A 21974-nucleotide genomic window follows, 5' to 3' on the forward strand; every position below is an offset into this window, starting at 1 on the left:
GCGTTATCCCTGTGGCTTGCGTGCTGGTAATTTTTTTGAAAGTCGCTAGCATGGTTACTATTCAGTCGCCAACGAAGTTGAGCCTTATGGCCAGAGCTATTATTGCCGATGACCATCCGCTGTTTCGGGCTGCAATGAAGCAAGCCCTGGCGGATTGCTTGTCATCTGACGTCATTGAAGCGTCGAGTTTTCAACAACTTGAGCAGTTACTTGGCGAGCAGCCGCAAATTGAATTGGTCTTTTTAGATCTGTCCATGCCCGGAAACCGAGGACTCACAGGGTTGTCGGTGTTACGCAGTCAGTATCCCGATATTTTGGTCGTCATTGTTTCAGCCAACGAAGACAGCCGTGTTGTTCGTCAGGCGATGGCGCTGGGCGCCAGTGGTTATATTCCCAAATCAGTACCGCTGCCGGAGTGGAAAATCGCGGTAGAAACGGTATTGGCCGGAGATAACTGGCTACCTTCCTCGATGCAAAATCTAAGTGATGAAACGGACCAGGAAATGTCCGCATTTGCGAACAAACTGGAACAACTGACACCGCAACAGTTTAAAGTCCTGCAGTGCATTGCTGATGGACTTTTGAATAAACAAATTGCCTACGAGCTGAACGTCCAGGAAACCACCATTAAGCAACACGCGTCTGCAATTCTGCGCAAACTGGGTTGTGTGAATCGTACTCAGGCAGGAATATTATTTCGGCAGATGCTGGATACTTCTGAGACGTTTAATGAGCCGCTTTAATGCGCCACTTTTTAATGGTTTGGGAATAAAGTGAGCACCTACTTCTAATGCTTGCTCACGCAGCACTTCGTCCGGGTCAGCCGAATTAATGATCGCAGCGGTGTGATGCTGCCAACGTTCACGCAGCGCCCGAACCGCATCAATCCCGGTGGCGCCATGGTCGAGGTGATAATCGGCAAAAATCAGGTCGACCTTAGTTGAGGATTTGACGTCGGCGAGGGAAGTTGCGGTAAGGACTTTTGCGCCCCATTGCTGTAGCAGTGACGCGGTCGCATTGAGCACGCGAACATCGTTATCGATAACCAAGACACAGAGGCCACGCAATAAGTCTTCGTCAACGCTAACGGCTGGAACGGAGGCTGGCGCTGAACGCTGTCGAAGCCAGTGTTCGACGGGTAATTGAATACCAAATGCCGTGCCCATACCGGGCTCTGAGCGTACTTCGATGGGTACTTCCATTAGTCGACAGATGCGCTCGACAATCGACAAACCCAGCCCCAGGCCGGGATTATCGCCTTCGGATCGTAATTGATGAAACTCTCTGAAAATTTCCTGCTGTTTGTGCGCAGGTATACCTTCGCCGGTATCGATAACCCACAGTGTTAGGCGATTGCCATTACGTTTACTGCCAAGAATGATCCGGCCCTGACCGGTATAACGGAGGGCATTGGATAACAGGTTCTGAACGATGCGGGTTAATAACTTTCTGTCACTGCGTATTACGGCAGAACTGCGTTGATAATGAAAGGTCAGTCCTTTTTCGGACGCCATAGCCTGATACCGGTCAACCAATGGGGACAGTACCTGATCCAGTGCAATCGATTGCCACTCCGGGCTGAGGTTACCGGCATCCAGCTTGGTCATATCCAACAGCATGGTCAGCAGCTCTTCTGCGTGATCAAGTGAACGGCGAAGGTTTAACGCTAACGGCAGTTGTTCGCTGTCAGCCCGCGACTGCAGCATTTCGCAAAAGAGGCTGGCGGCGTTAAACGGTTGCATCAAATCATGGCTGACAGCCGCAAAAAAGCGCGATTTACTCAGATGTGCTTTCTCTTCCGCCTGTTTGGCCAGCAATAGCTGCTCGGTGCGTTCGTTAACACGTTGTTCGAGCTCGGTGTTAATCCGCTGCAACGCCTGCTGAGCCTCGACACGGTCGGTGATATCGCTGTAGGTGGTGACAAAGCCACCGCCGGGCATTGGATTGCCTTGAAGCTCAATAATCGAATCGCCTTGTGCTCGTTGATATTTATAAGCGCTGCCGGCTCGTAGATAATTCAGCCGTTTCTCAATTTCGGCGTTGACGTCATTATCCTCCGAGCAACTGAGTAGGCCGCGCTGGGCGTTGTAATAGAGCAGATCGGCAACAGGCATTCCCGCTTTCACGAGGCCTTCAGGATAATCAAAGATTTCCAGGTAACGGCGATTCCAGGCAACCAGTCTGAGTTCACGGTCAATGACGCTGATGCCCTGTGGAATATTCTCTACCGACGCCTGTAACAGTTCACGGTTAAATTGGTACAGTTTGGATGCTTCGGTGGCCCAGTCAACCACCTTAGCTACGGGTAGGTTCTGTTGTTCGGTGATGGTATCAAACAGCAAGCGCGTGGCCGAAGTTCCGATAATACCGGACAGCTCGCGTTCCAGGCGCATTAACGTTCGTGCCGGTACGTAGCTTTGCGAATCCTGGCTGACAAGATCAGTACCAAGCTTCTGTTGCAGAGTGACCAGTTGCTCATCGTTATAGAGGCGCTCAAGCAAGGCGCGCAGACGTCCCCAGGTTAAGCTGGGGTCTTGCGTCATCTCGTCAAAACCGCTGCTATCTCTGCCGTTGCTTGCGGGCCGATAAACCATGGAAACCAGCAGGTAAAGCAACAGATTACTCCCGAGACTCAACAGCACACCATCGGCTACCTGCACATCAGAAATTGGATTAGCGGTATCAAGCGCTGGTAAAAATAAGGTGATAAACCAGATACCTGTGCCAATGGCTAAACCACTGATCACCGCCAGTTGGCTGTTACGCCGCCACACAACACTGCCGATGATGGCCGGACCTAATTGTGCAAGCAACGCCAGTGACAATAATCCGGAGTTAACCAAGGGGAGCGTATCAATGGTGAGTTGATAGTAAACGTAGGCAAGTAACATCACCACCATAATGGTAATCCGCCTTACCCACAGTATTCGCGAAGGGGTAAATTGCAGGCGAGTCAGCTGTTGATGACCAATCCGCAACCACAGCGGCATCACGACATCGTTCGAAATCATGATGCTGAGTGCCAGCAGCGCGATGATGACCATGCTGGTTGCTGCTGCCAGCCCACCGATAAAAGCGATAAGAGACAGCCATGCAGTGTCGCTGGAAAGCGGAATCACCAGCATGAAAGTATCCGTTGATGCCTGCTCCGGCGCGATTAAGAGTGCTGCCAGGGCGATGGGCAAAATAAAGAAGTTAATCGCGAACAGGTAAAGCGGAAATGCCCAGCGGGCAACACGTAATTCATCACTGTGTGTATTCTCGACGTAGCTGACGTGAAACTGTCTGGGCAGACAAAACATCGACAATGCGCCTAACAAAATGTGCACTAAGTAAATATAACCGCCGCCCTCGACACCGTTCAGAGCCGCTTGAGTGACCGGCTCAGCAAAGCTCTTATCAAGTAAGTCGGCTAAACCATCGAAAAGGCCATAAGTGGCAAACAGTCCGACAATAATAAAAGCGCCCAGCTTGACCAGCGACTCAAACGCCACGGCGTCCATTAAGCCACCATGCTGTTCGGCGAGGCTTAAGCGACGGGTACCGAATAAGAAGCCAAAACCAATCATGACCAAAGCCACCAACGCGGATAAATCAAACAGCCAGAATGGATTCGGTTCGAACCCGGTGACGGCAGAGAAGCTCGCAGTTACGGCCCGCAATTGCAGGGAAATATAGGGCACAACGGCGATCAACGCGGTGATGGCGACAACGCTGGCTAACAAGGGTGACTTGCCATAGCGGGTGCCGATGAGATCCGCAATCGAGGTAATATTTTGTTGTTTGCAATAGCTTAACAGGCGCAGTTGTACCGCATGTAAAAACAAAAACACCACGATGGCGCCGATGTAGGTTGGCGCAAACGCCCAGCCATAGTGAGCCGACTGCGTAACCGTGCCAAAAAACGCCCAAGAGGTACAATGCACGCCCTGTGCCAGGGCGTAACGATAGGGTTTAACGGGCTGTGTTGCAGAACGGTCGCCGCGATAAGCAATGGCAAACAGAATCAATAAATAAATGACCGCCGTTGCGAGTGTTAAACTGACCGAAAGCATGATCAGTGATGGTCGTGGTGATCAGGAAAAACCGGTAACGACCATTGATACCGTATCGCGCCTAGACGAATGATCAGCGTTGATAACATGCCGGCGGCTAAGGCGATGATAGGGTAATAGGGCACCAGTAAGGTATACACCATGGCACCGACAATACAGGTGGTGGCATAGAGTTCACTTTTAAGGACCATCGGCACATCGCGCGCCAGTACGTCACGGATCATACCACCGAAGCAGGCCGATATGGTTCCCATAATGACAGCAATAAAGGGAGAAAAGCCGGCAGAAAGCGCTTTTTCTGCGCCCATGGTCGCAAAGAATGCTAAACCCACCGCATCGGCAATTTGCAAGGTTGTCATCGGAATGTAAGCTTTGTAACGTAACCAGACGATGGTCAAGACGGCTGCAACCAAGATGGTGTAAATGTAGGTCGGGTCGTGGGTCCAGAATACCGGAAGGCCAAGAATTAAGTCGCGCACAGTACCACCACCGATGGCGGTAGTTGAGGCGAGAATAATAACGCCGAAACCGTCCATGTGCTTACGGAATGCTAACAGTGTACCGGCGATGGCGAATACCGCGACACCAGCCTGGTCTGTCCAGTAAAACAAAATATCCATAACGTCTGCGAGTCCTGATACCTTTACTTGTCAGTTTGTCACTTTAAGATCAAGATTGGTAGTCAGTAGCTGGTGAATTTCGTTGGCTATTTTATCGTCACCGCGTACAATGTAACCAGCCTCGAGACGTAGTAATGCTAGGGAATAGCGCTAAATGATGAATGTTGCAGAAATGAAAACAAAGCATGCGGACGATGACATTGCACGTCGAGTTGAGTATGCGCCGACGCTAATTATTGCTCTTCACCCCGATTTGGGGCGTATTGGCGACACCGCTCCGCTGCTGGGTATTCTTCAGGAAAATCGAGATTATTTAAGTCGTAACCGCCCGGATTTTTCCAAAAACGGCTACACCGGTAAGCCCCTCAATGATCCTCACATCAGTCGTTCGCCCATTATTTTCCAACAAGATGGTGATGATGCCTTTCGCGTGCGGGCGCACTCGACCAGTACCAAAGTCCAAATTTTAGGACGCGCCTACCAAAGTGAGTATTTACTGAGCTCAGCGGAAGTCAGCCAAGGTGTTGTTATTACATTGAATAATACTGTGGTACTGGTGCTGAAAATGATGCCGCTGGAAGAAACCCGTTATAACTTGGATGCGGTGCTTAAAGGCATCAGTCCGGATATCAATGCCATTAGTCATAAACTTGAACATATTGCGAAATTGGATATGCCGGTGATCATTCGCGGTGCCACCGGAGCTGGCAAAGAACAAGCGGCTTATAAAATCCATTTGGAAAGCCATTGTGCGGATAACCCCTTTGTTTCTGTGAACGTCGCCGCTATCCACGACGTAGTGGCGGAAGAGGAACTGTTTGGTGTGGTTCGTGGCGATCAACACTCGCCGGGTTATTTTTGCCAAGCCCAGGGTGGGACACTGGTATTAGAGGATCTGGAAGATGCCTCCGAAACGGTGGTAAGTCTGTTGTTTTCGGCATTAACGCAGGGCAGTTACATACCACCGAATGGCAATAAGCCGGTGACCATTAACTGCCGAATCATTGTTACCAGTATTTATGACACCTGCCCGTGTCCACAGGGCTCTAAGCTTTGGCAACTGATGAACTATTTAGCCGCTTATCAGGTGTTTTTACCATCGTTGGCAGAGCGTATTGAAGACATCAGCATACTGTTTTTACACTTTGTGGAGCAGCAATGGCAGCGCATTTATCCTCAGCGCAGCTTTGCATTAAAGATTCCGGCGAGTTTAATTGCACAGTTACTCAGTTTTAACTGGCCCGGTAATGTCAGACAGTTGCGTAATGTCGCTCGTCAGGTTGTCATTGACAGTCGTGATGAGGAAGCACTGCAGTTAGACCCGCAACTGCTTTCCATTCTGAAGCCGCAATCATCATTGCGCGGCGTGCAGGAAAAAATCAAAGCAAATGGCAGTGGACGCAAGCCGAATACCATTGGTCGCGATGAGTTGATTGAAGCGTTGCAAAAAAATCGCTTTGAACTACAGGCTACCGCGCGTGAGTTGAATATTTCTCGGGCCTCGGTGTATCAGTTGATACAACGCTTTGATGGCATCAGAACCGCACAGGACTTGACCGAAGCGGAGCTGAAAGAGTGTTATGAAAAGTACCGCGGGGATACCGAGCAGATGATGTGGGAGCTGCAAGTTTCGCAGGTCGGAATGCGGCGACGACTCAAAGCAATGGGTTACGATATTTGATTCAGTATTCTTTCCCGGCAAATTTTTGCTAGACTATCCCTCCTTGTTGACTTGTAATTCGGTCACCTTGTCCTTATCTAAGACAAGGTGACAACAAATACCATAAAATTAATGACCAATTGGGGAATATTATGAACTTTTTTATCAGTCCTGCTTACGCTCAAGACGCAGGTGGCGCCCAAGGTGGCGGCATGGAACTTATTTTCATGCTGGTCATGTTTGGTTTGATCTTCTATTTCTTGATTTATCGCCCGCAAGCAAAACGCGTTAAACAGCATAAAGAGCTTGTATCGTCATTGAGCAAAGGCGACGAAGTGCTTACTCAAGGCGGCATGGTCGGTCGAATCACAAAAGTTAGTGACGATAAAGATTTCATCGTTATCGCGCTATCTGACGAAATTGAAGTCACCGTGCAAAAAGCAGCCGTTACATCGGTTCTTCCGAAAGGAACGATGAAGTCACTGTAATCACAGTAATAACAAAGGTAGGCACGACGTGTTAAATAAATACCCGTTGTGGAAAAACCTGCTGATCATCTTTGTCGTGCTAGTGGCAGCGCTGTATGCGCTGCCAAATATTTATGGCGAAGATCCGGCAGTTCAAATTTCCGCAGATCGACAAGCTACGATTGATGCAGCAACGCTTGATCGAGTCCGCAATACGCTAACAAGCGAAAATATTTCTCCTAAGTCCGTTGCCCTTGAAGAACAGCAGATTTTGGTGCGGCTGACTTCGGACGACCAGCAGTTGAAAGCGCGCGAAGCCCTAGTTAAATCGTTAGGTGACAATTACATCGTGGCGTTGAATTTGGCGCCGGCAACCCCCGAATGGTTGAAGAGCATTGGCGCCCAACCCATGAAACTGGGCCTGGATTTACGTGGCGGCGTCCATTTCCTGATGGAAATCGATATGGACGAAGCGATGCGCAAGATTCTCGACGGTATGAAAGATACCGTCCGTAACGAGTTACGCGAAGAGCGAATTCGTTACACGGCCGTTAACGTTGAAGATCGCGATGGGGTAAAGGTTCAACTGCGTACGGAAGAAGATTATCAGCAAGCGTTGAGTTATCTGGATAATCGGTATCAGGGATACACTCTGGTCGAGAATCCTGACGAACAAACGCTTGAATTGCGTATGACCGAGCAGAAGCTGGCGGAAACCCGCGATTATGCGGTATCACAGAACATCACCATCATGCGCAACCGGGTCAACGAGCTGGGTGTGGCAGAACCGGTGATTCAGCGTCAAGGCTCCAACCGTATCGTGGTCGAACTTCCGGGCGTGCAGGACACTGCGCGGGCGAAGGAAATTCTTGGTGCGACAGCAACGCTGGAGTTCCGTATGGTTGATACCGAAAATGACGTTCGCGATGCCATGAGCGGCCGGGTGCCATTTGGCAGCGAGTTGTTGCCAATGCGTGATGGCCCGCAGCAGTTGCTGAAAGAAGACGTTATTTTAACCGGTGACCACATTGTCAATGCGGGTGTCGGCTATGATGAATACAACCGACCGCAGGTTAATATCACGTTAGATGGCGCTGGCGGCAATAAGATGTCGATGGCGACCAAGGATAACGTGGGCAAACCGATGGCGACGGTATTCATCGAGTACAAAGCGACTGACGAGCGCGATGAAAACGGCAACCTGCAATTCACTAAAAACGCCGAAGTGATTAACGTCGCTACCATTCAATCGCGGTTGGGCAGTAGCTTCCGCATTACCGGCGTTGGCGCCCAGGAAGCACAAAACCTGGCGCTGTTGCTGCGTGCAGGTGCATTGATCGCGCCTATCCAAATTGTTGAAGAACGCACGGTCGGGCCTAGCCTGGGTCAGCAAAACATTGATGCAGGAACGCAAGCCATTATGTGGGGCTTTATCTTAGTCCTGATATTTATGGTCGCGTATTATCGTAAATTTGGACTGGTCGCCAACTGTGCACTGGCGTCGAACCTGATTTTGATCATTGGCGTGATGTCGATGATTCCGGGAGCCACGCTGACCCTGCCGGGTATGGCCGGTATCGTTTTAACGGTCGGTATGGCGGTTGACGCTAATGTGCTGATCTTTGAGCGTATCCGTGAGGAAATCAAAGACAAGCGCAGTCCGCAACAAGCCATTCACCACGGTTATGACAGCGCGTTGTCAACCATTGCGGATGCGAACGTGACGACCCTGATTGCAGCGCTCATTCTGTTTGCGATTGGTAATGGTCCGATTAAAGGCTTCGCGATTACTCTGGCTATCGGCATTATAACGTCGATGTTTACGGCCATTGTCGGCACCCGCGCGATTGTGAACTCAATCTGGGGCGGAAAACGCCTTAGTAAACTCTCGATTTAGGCGATGTTATGCGAGAAATAATTAGTACAGATGAACGAATTCCGTTTATGCGGTTTCGCGGCGTCTTCGCCATTATCAGTGGTTTGCTGTTAGTCGCGTCGATCGTCTCATTGTCGGTTAACAAACTGAACTTTGGTTTAGACTTTACCGGCGGCACCTTGATTGAAGTTGGCTTCCAGCAACCCGCGAACCTGCAACAGGTTCGCGACGTGCTGGACGACAACGGTTATGGCGATGCGATCGTACAGAACTACGGGACGCAACAGGATCTTTTGATCCGTCTTGAGCCGCGTACTGACGTTAAAGCCGAGCAGTTGGGCAGCTCAATCATTGAGGCGCTGCGGTCGAATATCGATCAAAGCATTGAAATGCGTCGGATTGAATTTGTTGGCCCTAATGTTGGTGATGAGTTTATCGAACAGGGCGGTCTGGCGATGCTGACCGCACTGATCTGCATTCTCATATACATTGCTCTGCGCTTTGAGTGGCGGCTTGCGGTGGGGGCTGTTGCAGCTCTGGCGCACGACGTTATTTTGACCCTGGGGCTGTTTTCAATCCTCGGTCTCGAGTTTGATCTGACGGTATTGGCGGCGTTACTGGCGGTCATCGGTTACTCGATAAACGATACCGTGGTCGTGAGTGACCGTATTCGTGAAACGTTCCGTAAATTCGCGAAGCTAACGCCGATGCAAACGGTCAACCGGGCATTAACGGACACGCTAAGTCGAACATTAGTAACGTCACTAACCACCATTCTGGTATTACTGACGCTGTTCTTTTTGGGTGGTCCGTTAATCCACGGTTTCTCTACGGCGTTGTTATTCGGTGTGGTGATTGGTACCTACTCATCGATTTTCATTGCTAGTTCGGTAGCCATTACCTTTGGCGTGAGCCGCGAAGATTTGATGCCGACCGAAGTAGAGAAAGAGGGCGCGGATCAGGATCCGTTGCCTTAAAACCATTAAATTACGCGATTGACTTGTTGAGGAGCGCATCATGCTTGCTGTTTTATCTCCGGCGAAAAACTTGGATTATGAAAGTGATTACCCGAGCGTTGAGGCCACTCAGCCGCGCTTACTGGATGATGCCGCAGAGCTGGTTGACGTTTGCCGTGAGCTGAGCCCACAGCAATTGGGGTCGTTGATGAAAATCAGCGATAAGCTGGCAGGCCTCAATGCCGCCCGCTTTGCCGAATGGTCTCGACCTTTCAGTGAGCACAATGCGCGTCCGGCAATCTTTGCGTTTAATGGGGATGTCTATGCCGGATTAGACGCCTACCAGTTAGACGCCGGGGCGCTAAACTCCTCACAACATCAATTGCGTATTTTGTCCGGCTTATACGGTTTGTTGCGTCCGCTTGACCTGATGCAGCCGTACCGGTTGGAGATGGGCACTAAGCTGAACAACCCTCGTGGTAAAAACTTGTATGAGTTTTGGGGTGATACCATTACCGAGTTATTGAACCAGGATCTGGCACAACAAGGCACCGATGTATTGGTGAATTTGGCATCAAATGAGTATTTTTCGGCCGTGAACACGAAAGCGCTTAAGGCTCGTGTCATTACGCCGGTATTTAAAGATGAAAAGAACGGTCAGTATAAAGTGATCAGTTTTTACGCCAAGAAAGCGCGCGGGTTAATGGCTCGCTTTATGGTGAACCAAACGCCCAAGTCTGTGTCTGATTTAAAGGATTTTGATGTTGCTGGCTATCAATTTAACGCAGCAGAATCGAGCGAAGACAAATTGGTGTTTAAACGTTCTGAAGCTGCGCGTGGTTGATACGGATAACTTGCCGAAACTCACTGCATGGCGGATAGGACTATGACGGACAATCAAACAGAACAACACGAAGAACCAAGTGGGGCGGGAAAAGCGGTAACTTGGACAGCTGTCGCTATTATCGTCATCGCGGTAATTGCCGCGGTGATATGGTGGCTAACGGCGGACAAGCCGACGGAAATGACCCCCGAACCAGCACCACAGCAACAACAGCCGGTGACGCAAACCGTCGAGCCAGAAGCGGAACCAGAACCTGAGCAAGAGCCCGAGGAACCAAGCCCTGCACCGGAGCCTGAAACGGTGGCTGAGGCTGCACCGGAGCCAGAACCAGAACCAGAGTCAGAACCGGAGTTACCACCTCTTGATCAGAGTACGCCAACGGTATTACAGACGTTGGACTCTAGTGGAATTGTGATTCAGCCGCTTAAAAGTTCGCAGTTGGTGCGTGATGCGGTGGTTATCATCGATAACTTACGCAATGGCACCTTGGTGCGCGACCGTACTATTGTACAGCGCCCCGACGGACGTTTTAGCGTGATGGAAATCGACGGAAAACTCTATATTGATGAACGCAGCTATCAGCGTTACGACGCTTTAGTGGATTGGTTTATCAGTATGGATAATCAAGCGTTGGCAGAGAACTTTGATTTATTTGAACCGCTGCTACAGGACGCATTTGCCGAAATTGGTTATCCCGATGCGGCAGTGAGTGATGCCTTGTATGAGGCGATGGATGTGTTGCTGGCGACACCGGTGCCGGAAACCTTAGTCGAAGTTGAAGACGATGAGGTTATGTACACCTACGCTAATCCGGCGTACGAAGCGTTGCCGCCGGCACAGAAACAATTACTGCGTATGGGGCCGGATAATATAGAGCGCATTAAAGATAAACTACGTGAACTAAAACAGGTGTTTCAGGCAAATTTATGAATGATAGCAATACCTTACCTGAGCACGTGAAGGGCGAGTTCCCGACACGTGACGGGCGCTTTTTGCGATGGGTAGGCCGGGTTGGCCTACGTTTATCCGGCGGCTGGAAAATCAATGGGCAAATGCCGGATGTAAAAAAAGCCATTTTGCCGGTTGCACCGCACACGTCTAACTGGGATTTCCCGGTAGGCGTGTTTGTTATGTTGGCACTGGGATTAAAACTGAACTACCTTGGCAAGGCCAGTTTGTTCCGTTTCCCGATTAAAAGTTTAATGACCAAGTTGGGTGGTATTCCCATTGACCGCAGCGCACCAAATGGCGTGGTTGGCAAGATGGTTGCTGAGTTTAAACAACAGAATGAATTGATTCTGGTGATTACCCCGGAGGGGACTCGCAAGAAAGTTAAAGAATGGAAAAAAGGCTTTCTGCATATGGCCAAGCAAGCCAATGTACCCATCATACCGGTGGCGATGGATTTTGCCCGTAAGGCCATCGATATTGGTCCAGCCATAATGATAACGGGTGAAATCGAAAAAGAATTGGAACGGGTCAAAAGTTATTTTGCACATGCTCAAGGCAAACGGGCGGAGTACAGTTAATGATGCGGCTGACCGCCTACCTCATCAGCTGTGCCATGCTTTGGTGTGTTTGTACCACAGCGTTCGGCGCGGAGTTCTGGCGGCAAAGCTGGTCGGCTCCACAACACGTTGAGTCAAGTCGCATTCAGATTCGTCCACTGGAAGCTGCGGATGCTGAACGGCTGTTTCACAGTTATATGGGTTCGCAAAAATTTCTCTACGAACGCCTTGGCTGGAGCTGGCCGTCAGAAAAAAGCACGTTGGAGCAGAATCATTCGATGGTTCAGTTGCATTTAAAACAGTGGCAAAATCAAACGGCGTTCACCTACCTGGTGATTGATCGCGAACGCGAGATGATTGTTGGTGCGGTTTATTTGGTGCCGGTGGCAGAACAACGCGGTAGCTCTGGTATCATTAACAGCAGCAATTTTAACGCCGAGGTCACCTGGTGGCTGACTGAACCAGCCGTGAATGCCAGTCTGCATAATGACCTATTTGAGGTGTTATCCGGGTGGTTGCGCAGTAGCTGGCCGTGGGAACAGGTGCTGTTCCCAGTGGCTGCCTCTAACCGCCCTGCAATTGCCGTGCTCGAGAACAGTCCGGCGCGTTTTATCGGTGAAAACCGAGATACAAAAGAACGTTTTTACTCCTATACTGTGGCGCGCAAATAACCCGCAAAGCCGTTAAAATTATGCTATTATCCGCGCCAAAATGAACAAGGGAAAATCTATGCAAGTCATCGAAGGCGGTATCGCCGCTCAGGGCAAAAAGTTCGCCATCATCGTTTCGCGTTTTAATCACTTTGTTGTCGAAAGCTTACTGGATGGCGCGATACAGTCGTTAAAGCATTACGGCCAGGTCAATGAGAGCGACATCACGGTCGTTCGTGTGCCAGGCGCTTATGAAATGCCGGTAACGGCGAAGAAACTGGCAGCATCAGGCCGCTATGACGCGATCATCGCTGTAGGCGCTGTCATCCGCGGTGGTACACCGCATTTTGACTTTGTCGCCGGCGAATGTAACAGCGGACTAGGCCGTGTCGCGACCGAATACGGTTTACCGGTTGCGAATGGTGTCATTACCACCGAAAACCTTGAACAAGCCATTGAGCGCAGTGGTTCTAAAGCGGGAAATAAAGGCTCTGAAGCAGCCCTTAGCGCGTTAGAAATGGTCAATGTTCTTGAACAGCTGTAAGGAGTAAGAGATGAAACCTGCAGCACGAAGAAAAGCACGGAAACTGGCCGTACAGGCCGTTTATTCCTGGCAACTGTCTCAGAATTCGTTTTCTGAAATTGAGGCTCAGTACCTGACCGATACGGACACCAGCAAAGTCGACGTGGATTACTTTCTGGATTTGCTACGAGGTGTCGGCAGCTATTTCCGGAGTCTGGATGAGTCGTTGGAACCTTTCCTGGATCGCCCGATTAAGGATCTTGATCCTGTTGAATTGGCGGTACTGCGTATTGCCGCGTTTGAATTGAAAGAACGGCTCGATGTGCCTTACAAGGTCGCTATTAACGAAGCCATTGAATTGGCCAAGTCGTTTGGCGCCGATGACAGTCATCGCTTCGTCAACGGCGTATTGGATAAGGCCGTCGACTCGCTGCGACCCGTACGCCAGTAATCTTTTTTTTGCCAAAGCGCGCATCGTATGGTGCGCGCTTTGGCCATACCAATACCCACTATGCGTAACGAATTTAGCCTCATCGAATATTACTTTCAGCAACATCAGCGTACGCGCGACGACGTGCTTATTGGCATAGGCGATGATGGTGCCGTCACGCGCGTGCAGCCGCAACATGACTTGGTAACCGTCACGGATACCATGGTCGCTGGTGTGCATTTTGATGACACAACGCCAGCACGTGCCATCGGTCATAAAGCGGTAGCCGTTAATCTGAGTGACCTTGCTGCAATGGGGGCTGAGCCTTGTTGGATCAGCTTGGCGTTAACCCTGCCCGAGGCTGATGAGCAGTGGTTGCAGGAATTTAGCGCCGGGTTGCATGAGATTTGTCAGTATTACGGTTGTAGCCTCATTGGCGGCGATACCACCCGCGGGCCGTTAACGGTGACCATCACCGCACAAGGTCAGGTTCCCGAAGGTCAGGCACTGACTCGTAAGGGGGCGATGCCGGGGGATTGGTTGTATGTCAGCGGTCCTTTGGGTGATGCCGGGCTGGCGCTGGATATTACTCAACAGCGCTATCCTGAGGCCGGTCCTCATTTACAGAAGCTCATTGAACGTCTGCATTATCCGTCCCCAAGGGTAGCGCTTGGGCAGTCCTTAAGAGGGGTTGCTAATGCCTGTATTGATGTTTCTGACGGCTTGCTTGCGGATTTAGGGCACATTCTAACGAGCTCTCAGGTCGGCGCTGAAATCGAACTGGATAAGTTACCGTTGTCGCTGGCAATGACCGAAACGTTAAGCCAGCAGCAGGCTTATGCTAAGGCTCTCACGGCCGGAGATGATTACGAATTATGTTTCACGGTCGCTGAGCACCACCGCGGTAAGCTGGAAACCCTAACAGCGCACTTAAAGAATAAACCGGTTTGTATTGGCCGGATAAAAAAATCGCAGCAGGCGACGGTGAGTTTTAAGCTGGAAGGAGAGGATTATCCGCTAACGCTTGAGCAACCGGGTTTCAATCACTTCCTTGATGATGCAGGAGCGACTTCTTGAAGCGTTGGCCAGGGGTTAACTTTTTTAATCCAATCAATTTTTTGGCGCTTGGTTTTGGCAGCGGCCTAGCGCGCAAAGCGCCCGGCACTTTTGGCACGCTGGCAGCGATTCCGGTGGTGGCACTGCTGTCACTGATGGGAACAACTGCGCTGGCGCTATTTATCCTTTTAGGCACACTTGGTGGGATATACATCTGCCGTTTTACGGCCGATAAAATGGGTGTGCACGACCACCCGGCGATTGTCTGGGATGAAATCGTCGGTTACGCCATTGCCATGTTCGCGTTACCCTTCGAATGGCCCTATGTTCTGGCAGCCTTCGTGTTGTTCCGTTTTTTTGATATCGTCAAACCCTGGCCTATCGGCTGGGTGGACAAACAGTTGACGGGTGGTAGTGGCATCATGATGGACGATGTGCTGGCAGGCGTCGCCAGCAGCGTCGTCATTCATGCGGTTTTGATGTGGCTTTAGTCGGCTAACCGTGTGCGGATACGGTCGATGATGCCGCCGGCATCCAGACCGAGCTCAGTGCGTATTTCCTGTTGCGAACCGTGCTTAATAAACTGATCCGGTAAGCCTAAGGTTAACACATTTGTGGCCAGTTGCTGTTCAGCCAGAGCTTCTAACACGGCACTACCGGCACCGCCGGCAATGGCATTTTCTTCTACCGTGACCAGTAAATCGTGTGTTTTAGCGGCATTAATCACAGCTTCAACGTCCAACGGTTTGACGAAACGCATATCGATGACCGTCGCATCAAGTTGTTCGGCGACTTCCATACATTCAGGTAACAAAATACCGAAGTTTAGAATTGCCACGGTAGACCCTTCGCGCACTGGTTTGGCTTTGCCAATAGCGAGTGGCTGGTCCTGCTCACGCAACTCAATGCCTACACCACTACCGCGAGGATAACGGACAGCGGCAGGGCCTCGGTATTCATAGCCTGTCTGCAACATGTCACGGCATTCCTGCTCATCACTTGGAGTCATTACCACCATATTCGGAATGCAACGCAGATAACTGATGTCAAAAGCGCCCTGATGCGTTGGCCCGTCAGCACCGACAATACCGGCACGGTCAATCGCAAAGAGGACATCCAGATTTTGCAAAGCGACATCATGAATGAGTTGATCGTAACCACGCTGTAAAAATGTCGAGTAAATGGCAACAACCGGTTTCATGCCTGCTATCGCAAGTCCTGCCGCATAGGTCACACTGTGTTGTTCGGCTATCGCAACATCGAAGTATTGTTCCGGATAGCGTTTTGAAAACTCGACCATACCGGATCCTTCACGCATGGCCGGGGTGATGGCCATCAGTTGACGGTCATGTTTGGCTTGGTCGCATAACCATTGGCCGAAAATATCGGAGTAGGACGGTATACCCGGAGGTTTAACCGGTAGCTGAGTCGATTTCGGGTCAAATTTTGGCACGCCATGATAACCGATCGGGTCATTTTCGGCGGGACGGTAACCTTTCCCTTTTTGCGTCACGATATGCAGCAATTGCGGACCGCTGAGATCACGCATATTGGTCAGGGTTTCCACCAATTCGTCGACGTTGTGACCGTCAATCGGGCCGATGTAATTAAAGCCAAGCTCCTCAAAAATGGTGCCGGGAGCCATCATACCTTTCATGTGCTCTTCCGCACGGCTGGCGAGGTGGTGGATCTGCGGTAGTGGCTTCAGCAGTTTTTTCCCTTGCTCACGCAGCGAGGTATAGACTTTACCGGATAAAAGCCGTGCAAAATGCCGGTTGAGCGCACCGACGTTTTCTGAAATCGACATGTCGTTATCATTCAGAATCACCAACATATTTGGCTTAATGTCACCGGCGTGATTCATTGCCTCAAACGCCATCCCCGCGGTTATCGCGCCGTCACCGATGATGGACACAACCTTTTCGCGGCTGCCTCTGCGTTCAGCGGCTACGGCCATTCCCAAAGCGGCTGATATGGATGTGCTGGAGTGACCGACAGATAACACATCGTAAGGGCTTTCTTCACGCCACGGAAATGGGTGTAAGCCGTCTTTTTGGCGAATGGTATGTAATTGGTGTTTACGTCCGGTCAGAATCTTATGAGGGTAGGCCTGGTGACCAACATCCCACACCAACTTGTCTTCCGGTGTATTGTAAACGTAATGCAGAGCAACCGTGAGTTCTACGGTGCCAAGGCCTGAGGCCAGGTGACCGCTGCTTTTGCTTACTGAGTTAAGTAAGAATTGACGAACTTCACTGCAAACCTGTTGCAGTTGCGGTTTAGGGATACGACGAAGATCCGATGGCAGTTCGATACGGTCCAGAAGTGTTGTCATAGTGCTCTTTATATCAGTGATCCCGCGTCAGCAGGACCGTCGAGAATTGTTCCAGTTGCTGGGTATTGTACGGTATATCAGCTAGCGACTGTAGTGCTTGTTGGTGCAATAACAGCAGTTTTTGCCGGGCTCCGTCAAGCCCCAGCAACTTAACATAGGTCGATTTTTCGGCTTGCTCGTCGGAACCTTGAGGTTTCCCCAGTGTTTCGGTGCTGGCCGTGACATCAAGGATGTCATCCTGGATTTGAAACGCCAGCCCGAGCGCATCGGCGAATTGCGTAAATGCCGACCGGTAGGGCTGTGCTTGTTCCTTGCCGCAAAGCACCCCAAGCTCGGCACTGGCACGGATTAGCGCTCCGGTTTTATGACGGTGGACGCGCTCCAGTGCGGACTCCGATAACGATTGATGAGTAGCCGCCAAATCCAGCGCCTGCCCTCCGCACATACCGTTGCCACCGCTGGCGGCGGCCAATAGACGAATGATCTCAAGCTGGCGTTGCGCCGGTACTGCCGCAAGCGGCGCAGCGCTGAGTAATTCGAAAGCCAGCGTTTGCAAGGCATCGCCGGCGAGAATGGCGGTCGCCTCATCAAAGGCAATGTGACAAGTCGGTTTGCCGCGGCGCAGATCGTCATCATCCATGGCCGGCAGATCGTCGTGGATTAACGAATACGCATGGATACATTCAACCGCACAGGCCACATCCAATGCAGCCGCCTTATCGGCACTGCAAATGTCGGCAATCGTTAAGGTTAAATACGGGCGAATGCGTTTGCCACCGAGCAGGGCACCATAGCGCATCGCGTCTGCCAGAGACGCGTCGATACTGGCCTCACGTAAACGCTGCTCAAGTGCGGCGTCAACTTGTGTGCGCACCGCTTCGGTAACGGCTTTAATACTCACTCATTCGCCTCTTGAGACTGCAATTGTTGTTCGCCATTTTGTTCGATCAACAGTTTGACTTTGTGCTCAGCCTGCTGCAACTGCGCTTGGCTGGCACGAGAAAGTGCGATGGCCTGTTCAAATTTCTTCAGCGACTCTTCCAGCGGCAAGTCACCCTGCTCCAGTTCGTTAACCAATTGTTCGAGTTGTTGCAATGCCTGTTCGAAGGACGGCTGTTTGCTACTGTCTGTCATGGTATTCCCGCCATAGGTTGTGCGTTGGGCTGCTGTTTGCTGACCATTATCTAATAAAGATTTAGCAATGTCAGCCGATGATAGACTAACTTACTGCGAGAACTTAATGGAATCGCTTGTCAGCGACGCCGGGATGATTAAAAATGAACGCAATGGAACTGGCCGCAGACGCCTGTAAAAACGAAGAACTTTGTGGGGGACGCTGAGTGGATATCGCAACGCTGATAGGAATTATCGGTGCAATAGGTTTTGTTATTGCAGCTATCGTGTTAAGCGGAGATATTGGCCTGTTCATTAACGTGCAGTCGATTTTGATCGTGGTGGGTGGTTCGCTGTTTGTCACTTTGGCCAACTTTTCGTTGGGTCAGTTTTTTGCCACCGGCAAAGTGATGGCAAAAGCCTTCTTTTTTAAAATCGAGCATCCTCAGGAACTCATTGATACGGCCGTAGAAATGGCGGATTCCGCCCGCAAAGGCGGCTTCTTGGCGCTAGAAGAAGCCGAAATACCCAACCGCTTTTTTCGCAAGGGCATTGATATGCTGGTGGATGGACACGATGCTGAAGTGGTGCGGCAGACGCTGTCAAAAGATATTCAGATGAGCTTCTCCCGCCATGAAGAGGGCGCGCGCTTCTTTACCGTGTTAAGTGATATCGCCCCGGCAATGGGCATGATCGGTACCTTGATCGGCCTGGTAGGGATGTTATCCAACATGGATGACCCGAAGGCGATCGGTCCGGCGATGGCGGTTGCGTTGTTGACGACGCTCTACGGTGCCTTTATGGCGAACGTAATCTGTATTCCGGTAAAAAATAAACTGTTGCTGCGTGCCGAACAGGAAAAACTCAATCAACAATTGATTCTGGATGCCATTCTTGGCATTCAGGATGGCCAAAACCCTCGGGTTATCGAAGGTATGTTACGTAATTACCTGGCAGAATCGAAACGCGCGGGTGAAAGCGAGGAAAACGAGTAACTATGGCCGCGGCAGCTGACGACAAAGAAGAATGCAAATGCCCGCCACCGGGACTGCCGATGTGGATGGCAACCTTTGCCGATCTGATGACACTGTTGATGTGTTTCTTCGTGTTATTGCTGTCGTTTTCCGAAATGGATGTATTGAAGTTCAAGCAGATTGCTGGCTCGATGAAGTTCGCGCTGGGTGTACAGAATAAAATTGAAGTGAAAGATATCCCCAAAGGTACCAGCGTCATTGCGCAGGAATTCCGTCCCGGCCGACCTGAACCCACCCCGATTGAAACGATTCAGCAGCAAACCGTCGAAATGACGCAGCAGATGCTGGAGTTTCAGGAAGGAGAATCCGACTTTGCCGGTGGTAAACAAACCGAGCGGGGCGGTCAACAAGCCGAAAGTGAAGACGATAAGAAAAGCGCAGAGTCAGAGCGTAACTCTGAAGCCGCGAGTGAAAAAACCAAAGAGTTGTTGGAGCGCATTCAGCGTCAACTGCAGCAGGAAATGCAGGCCGGTATGTTGGAAATGGAGCAATTTGGCCAGCAAATTATTATTCGTATTCGGGAACGTGGCTCGTTCCCTGAAGGGTCAGCATTTTTACAACCACAATTTAAATCTGTGATTCGTGCTGTTGCCGAGGCACTGAAGGATATTCCGGGCGAAATCACGGTGTCCGGTCACACCGATAATCAGCAACTGGTTTCTGAGATCTATACCTCGAAATGGGATCTCTCGGCAAAACGAGCCGTAGCTGTTGCCGAAGAAATGCTGAAAACCGAAGGCTTTGAGGAAGATCGTCTGGTGACCATGGGGTACGCCGATACCAAGCCGATCGTACCGAATAACTCGGCCGAAAACCGAGCGCAAAACCGCCGTGTTGATATCGCCATTATGCAGGGCAAAGCGAAAGAGTCAGACCCCGTTAACGTGGTCGAATAGCCGACAGCGATAAAATTCCGTATAATACGCAACGCTATATTTTCAAGCCGCCATGTGCTTAACAAAGCGCGGGGCGGCTTTGTTGTTTGTTAATACGGGTCTGGTTTATGAAATTTGTCGCACGCTTACACGCAGAAATCACCATTAAAAGCCGCACGGTGCGAAAACGCCACGGCAAGGTTCTAACGAATAATCTGCGCAAGGTGTTGGCCCGGGACGATGCCGATGTTTATGTAAAGTGGCTTTGGGATCGCATCGAAGTGACGGCCACTGCGCACGCCGGCGCATCCTCAACCGACGTGCGTCGCACCATTTCAGAGGGACTCGCTTGCACTCCGGGGATTTCATGGTTCGCCGAAGTTGAGGAACGCGAACTCAGTGATTTTGACAGCATCGCCACTTGGGTCGGTGCACATTGGATCGAACAGTTGCATGGTAAGAGTTTTGCGGTTCGGGTAAAGCGCAAAGGCCACCATGACTTTAACTCACAGCAACTGGAAAGATACCTGGGAGGTTATTTATTAAAACAGACCCAGGGCAGTCGGGTGCAACTGAAGGATGCTGACGTTGAAATCCCGATTCAAATCACCGATAACATTGTGCACTTAGTCGGTAAACGGCAGCAGGGCTTAGGCGGTTTCCCAATTCCAACGCAGGAAACCGTAGTCAGCCTGATGAGCGGAGGTTTCGACTCCAGTGTTGCCAGCTTTGAATTTATCCGGCGCGGCGCTCGTACCCATTTTTGTTTCTTTAATCTTGGCGGCGACGCGCACGAAGTCGCGGTAAGGCAAATCAGCCATTACCTCTGGCAACGCTATAGCTCTTCTCACCCGATAAAATTTGTGAGTATTGATTTTGCGCCGGTAGTCGAGGATATTCTGACCCACTGCGATAACGGTCTTATGGGCGTGGTATTAAAGCGACAAATGCTAAGAGCTGCAGAGCGGGTAGCCCGTTATCTAAAAGCGCAGGCATTGGTGACCGGAGAGGCGATCGGCCAGGTGTCGAGCCAGACGTTGTCAAACTTACGGGTTATTGATGCCGCAACGGATGCGGTGGTACTTCGGCCGCTGATTACCCGTGATAAGCAAGAGATCGTCGATATTGCCAAGCAAATTGGTACCGAGCCTTTGGCGAAATCGATCCCGGAGTATTGCGGAGTGATTTCTGTTAAGCCGACCGTGCGGGCGCCTGTCGATGATGTGCATGCGGAAGAAGCTAAGCTGGACATGAGTTTACTGAAGCGTGTTGTCGATGACGCACAGGTATTGAGTATGGCCGATATCGCCGCGCAGGCAGCAGAGAAGACAGAGCTGCAACCGAGTGCGGTTGAAGAGGGCACGGAACGGGTGATTATCGACATCCGCAATCAGGACGAAATTGATGAGCAGCCGTTATCCGTTGATCTGCAGGTTAAGGAAATTCCGTTTTTTAAACTGCAGTCAGAATTTGTAAAACTTGATGCCAGCACGCATTACCTGTTGTATTGTTCGCAGGGCGTGATGAGTAAGATGCAGGCGTTGCTGTTGCAAGAGTCTGGTCATACCAATGTTTCGGTCTATAAACCTGAGTAAAGGAAGTAAGTTTGTTACGTTCACAGCGTTCAAAAACCGTGGCACGGATAGCCTTTATTTTACTGTTGATTGGCGCCACCATTGCCTTTTTTTGGCAGGTTCCGAGTACCGGCGCCAGTCGTATTCCATACATCGATAAATACGTCCATTTCGGGGTGTTTTTCTTACTGAGCTTTACCCTTCATCAGGCGTTTGCCCTGTCAGCGAGGGCATCCTTCTTGTGGCTCGGTTTGTACGGTCTGTTTATCGAAGTGGCACAGAGCTATATCCCGGGGCGCGGCTCTGATGTGTATGATTGGCTGGCCGACAGCGCGGGTGTACTGGGTTATTTCGCGATTGTCTTTTTAGTTCAGAAATACAAAAAAAACGCTAACTGA

The 21974-nt window shown here is 50.7% G+C and carries 22 protein-coding genes; 17 read left to right on the plus strand and 5 right to left on the minus strand.

The genetic code is table 11. The features are described 5' to 3' along the window. Positions 1–86: 86 nt before the first annotated feature. Positions 87–743, plus strand: a complete 657-nt coding sequence (locus CWE23_RS10310; protein WP_105307216.1) for a response regulator transcription factor — start codon at positions 87–89, stop codon at positions 741–743. Here the strand turns inward: CWE23_RS10310 and CWE23_RS10315 are convergent. After that, positions 693–4055: a PAS domain-containing hybrid sensor histidine kinase/response regulator gene (locus CWE23_RS10315; RefSeq protein ID WP_126820211.1), complete on the minus strand. Its 3363-nt coding sequence runs from the start codon at positions 4053–4055 to the stop codon at positions 693–695. The two genes, CWE23_RS10310 and CWE23_RS10315, sit on opposite strands and share 51 nt — an antisense overlap. 2 nt (positions 4056–4057) lie before the next feature. Continuing rightward, on the minus strand, positions 4058–4675 hold the full coding sequence (locus CWE23_RS10320) for a trimeric intracellular cation channel family protein (RefSeq protein WP_105307214.1): 618 nt from the start codon (positions 4673–4675) through the stop codon (positions 4058–4060). A 172-nt stretch (positions 4676–4847) separates the two neighbouring features. On the opposite strand from CWE23_RS10320, the gene CWE23_RS10325 reads away from it, so the two are divergent. From CWE23_RS10325 to CWE23_RS10380, 12 genes are all read left to right on the plus strand, one after another. Beyond that, on the plus strand, positions 4848–6356 hold the full coding sequence (locus CWE23_RS10325) for a sigma-54-dependent transcriptional regulator (protein WP_241970618.1): 1509 nt from the start codon (positions 4848–4850) through the stop codon (positions 6354–6356). 131 nt (positions 6357–6487) lie between these two features. Next, a complete protein-coding gene (gene yajC / locus CWE23_RS10330; RefSeq protein ID WP_105307213.1) occupies positions 6488–6823 on the plus strand; it encodes a preprotein translocase subunit YajC in 336 nt (111 codons plus the stop codon). A gap of 28 nt (positions 6824–6851) precedes the next feature. Continuing rightward, on the plus strand, positions 6852–8699 hold the full coding sequence (secD, locus tag CWE23_RS10335; protein ID WP_105307212.1) for a protein translocase subunit SecD: 1848 nt from the start codon (positions 6852–6854) through the stop codon (positions 8697–8699). 8 nt (positions 8700–8707) lie between these two features. Continuing rightward, positions 8708–9655, plus strand: a complete 948-nt coding sequence (secF, locus tag CWE23_RS10340) for a protein translocase subunit SecF (protein ID WP_105307211.1) — start codon at positions 8708–8710, stop codon at positions 9653–9655. 40 nt (positions 9656–9695) lie between these two features. After that, the gene (gene yaaA, locus CWE23_RS10345) at positions 9696–10478 is read left to right on the plus strand and encodes a peroxide stress protein YaaA (protein WP_105307210.1); all 783 of its coding nucleotides are present in this window, start codon (positions 9696–9698) and stop codon (positions 10476–10478) included. Between the two features lie 42 nt (positions 10479–10520). Continuing rightward, positions 10521–11408, plus strand: a complete 888-nt coding sequence (locus CWE23_RS10350; protein WP_126820212.1) for a DUF3014 domain-containing protein — start codon at positions 10521–10523, stop codon at positions 11406–11408. Beyond that, positions 11405–12007, plus strand: coding sequence for a lysophospholipid acyltransferase family protein (locus CWE23_RS10355; protein WP_105307208.1), 603 nt, complete (start codon positions 11405–11407; stop codon positions 12005–12007). Before CWE23_RS10350 ends, CWE23_RS10355 begins: the two co-directional genes overlap by 4 nt. Then, positions 12007–12657 carry a GNAT family N-acetyltransferase gene (locus CWE23_RS10360; RefSeq protein ID WP_126820213.1) on the plus strand — a complete coding sequence of 217 codons (651 nt, stop codon included), beginning with the start codon at positions 12007–12009 and terminating at the stop codon, positions 12655–12657. The genes CWE23_RS10355 and CWE23_RS10360 overlap by 1 nt, the downstream gene beginning before the upstream one ends. Positions 12658–12715: 58 nt before the next feature. Then, positions 12716–13180 carry a 6,7-dimethyl-8-ribityllumazine synthase gene (gene ribH / locus CWE23_RS10365; RefSeq protein ID WP_105307206.1) on the plus strand — a complete coding sequence of 155 codons (465 nt, stop codon included), beginning with the start codon at positions 12716–12718 and terminating at the stop codon, positions 13178–13180. 10 nt (positions 13181–13190) lie between these two features. Next, a complete protein-coding gene (gene nusB / locus CWE23_RS10370) occupies positions 13191–13610 on the plus strand; it encodes a transcription antitermination factor NusB (protein WP_105307205.1) in 420 nt (139 codons plus the stop codon). 60 nt (positions 13611–13670) lie between these two features. Further along, on the plus strand, positions 13671–14666 hold the full coding sequence (gene thiL / locus CWE23_RS10375) for a thiamine-phosphate kinase (RefSeq protein WP_126820214.1): 996 nt from the start codon (positions 13671–13673) through the stop codon (positions 14664–14666). Continuing rightward, on the plus strand, positions 14663–15136 hold the full coding sequence (locus CWE23_RS10380; RefSeq protein ID WP_105307203.1) for a phosphatidylglycerophosphatase A family protein: 474 nt from the start codon (positions 14663–14665) through the stop codon (positions 15134–15136). Before thiL ends, CWE23_RS10380 begins: the two co-directional genes overlap by 4 nt. Here the strand turns inward: CWE23_RS10380 and dxs are convergent. The 3 genes from dxs to CWE23_RS10395 are packed head-to-tail and all read right to left on the minus strand — an operon-like array spanning position 15133 to position 18114. Further along, the gene (gene dxs / locus CWE23_RS10385) at positions 15133–16980 is read right to left on the minus strand and encodes a 1-deoxy-D-xylulose-5-phosphate synthase (protein ID WP_126820215.1); all 1848 of its coding nucleotides are present in this window, start codon (positions 16978–16980) and stop codon (positions 15133–15135) included. The genes CWE23_RS10380 and dxs overlap by 4 nt on opposite strands. Positions 16981–16993: 13 nt before the next feature. Next, complete coding sequence (ispA, locus tag CWE23_RS10390) at positions 16994–17881, minus strand: (2E,6E)-farnesyl diphosphate synthase (protein ID WP_126820216.1); 888 nt, start codon at positions 17879–17881, stop codon at positions 16994–16996. Continuing rightward, positions 17878–18114: an exodeoxyribonuclease VII small subunit gene (locus CWE23_RS10395; protein WP_105307200.1), complete on the minus strand. Its 237-nt coding sequence runs from the start codon at positions 18112–18114 to the stop codon at positions 17878–17880. Before CWE23_RS10395 ends, ispA begins: the two co-directional genes overlap by 4 nt. Before the next feature lie 206 nt (positions 18115–18320). On the opposite strand from CWE23_RS10395, the gene pomA reads away from it, so the two are divergent. The 4 genes from pomA (at position 18321) to CWE23_RS10415 (ending at position 21974) form a co-directional block, all read left to right on the plus strand. Further along, positions 18321–19088, plus strand: a complete 768-nt coding sequence (pomA, locus tag CWE23_RS10400; RefSeq protein WP_105307199.1) for a flagellar motor protein PomA — start codon at positions 18321–18323, stop codon at positions 19086–19088. Between the two features lie 2 nt (positions 19089–19090). Then, on the plus strand, positions 19091–20023 hold the full coding sequence (locus tag CWE23_RS10405; protein ID WP_105307198.1) for a flagellar motor protein MotB: 933 nt from the start codon (positions 19091–19093) through the stop codon (positions 20021–20023). 107 nt (positions 20024–20130) lie between these two features. Beyond that, positions 20131–21597 (plus strand): tRNA uracil 4-sulfurtransferase ThiI, encoded by a 1467-nt coding sequence (gene thiI / locus CWE23_RS10410; RefSeq protein WP_105307804.1) that lies wholly within the window; start codon positions 20131–20133, stop codon positions 21595–21597. Between the two features lie 11 nt (positions 21598–21608). After that, complete coding sequence (locus CWE23_RS10415) at positions 21609–21974, plus strand: VanZ family protein (RefSeq protein WP_241970619.1); 366 nt, start codon at positions 21609–21611, stop codon at positions 21972–21974.

It is taken from the genome of Idiomarina aquatica, from assembly GCF_003987185.1.
GTDB lineage: Bacteria > Pseudomonadota > Gammaproteobacteria > Enterobacterales > Alteromonadaceae > Idiomarina > Idiomarina aquatica.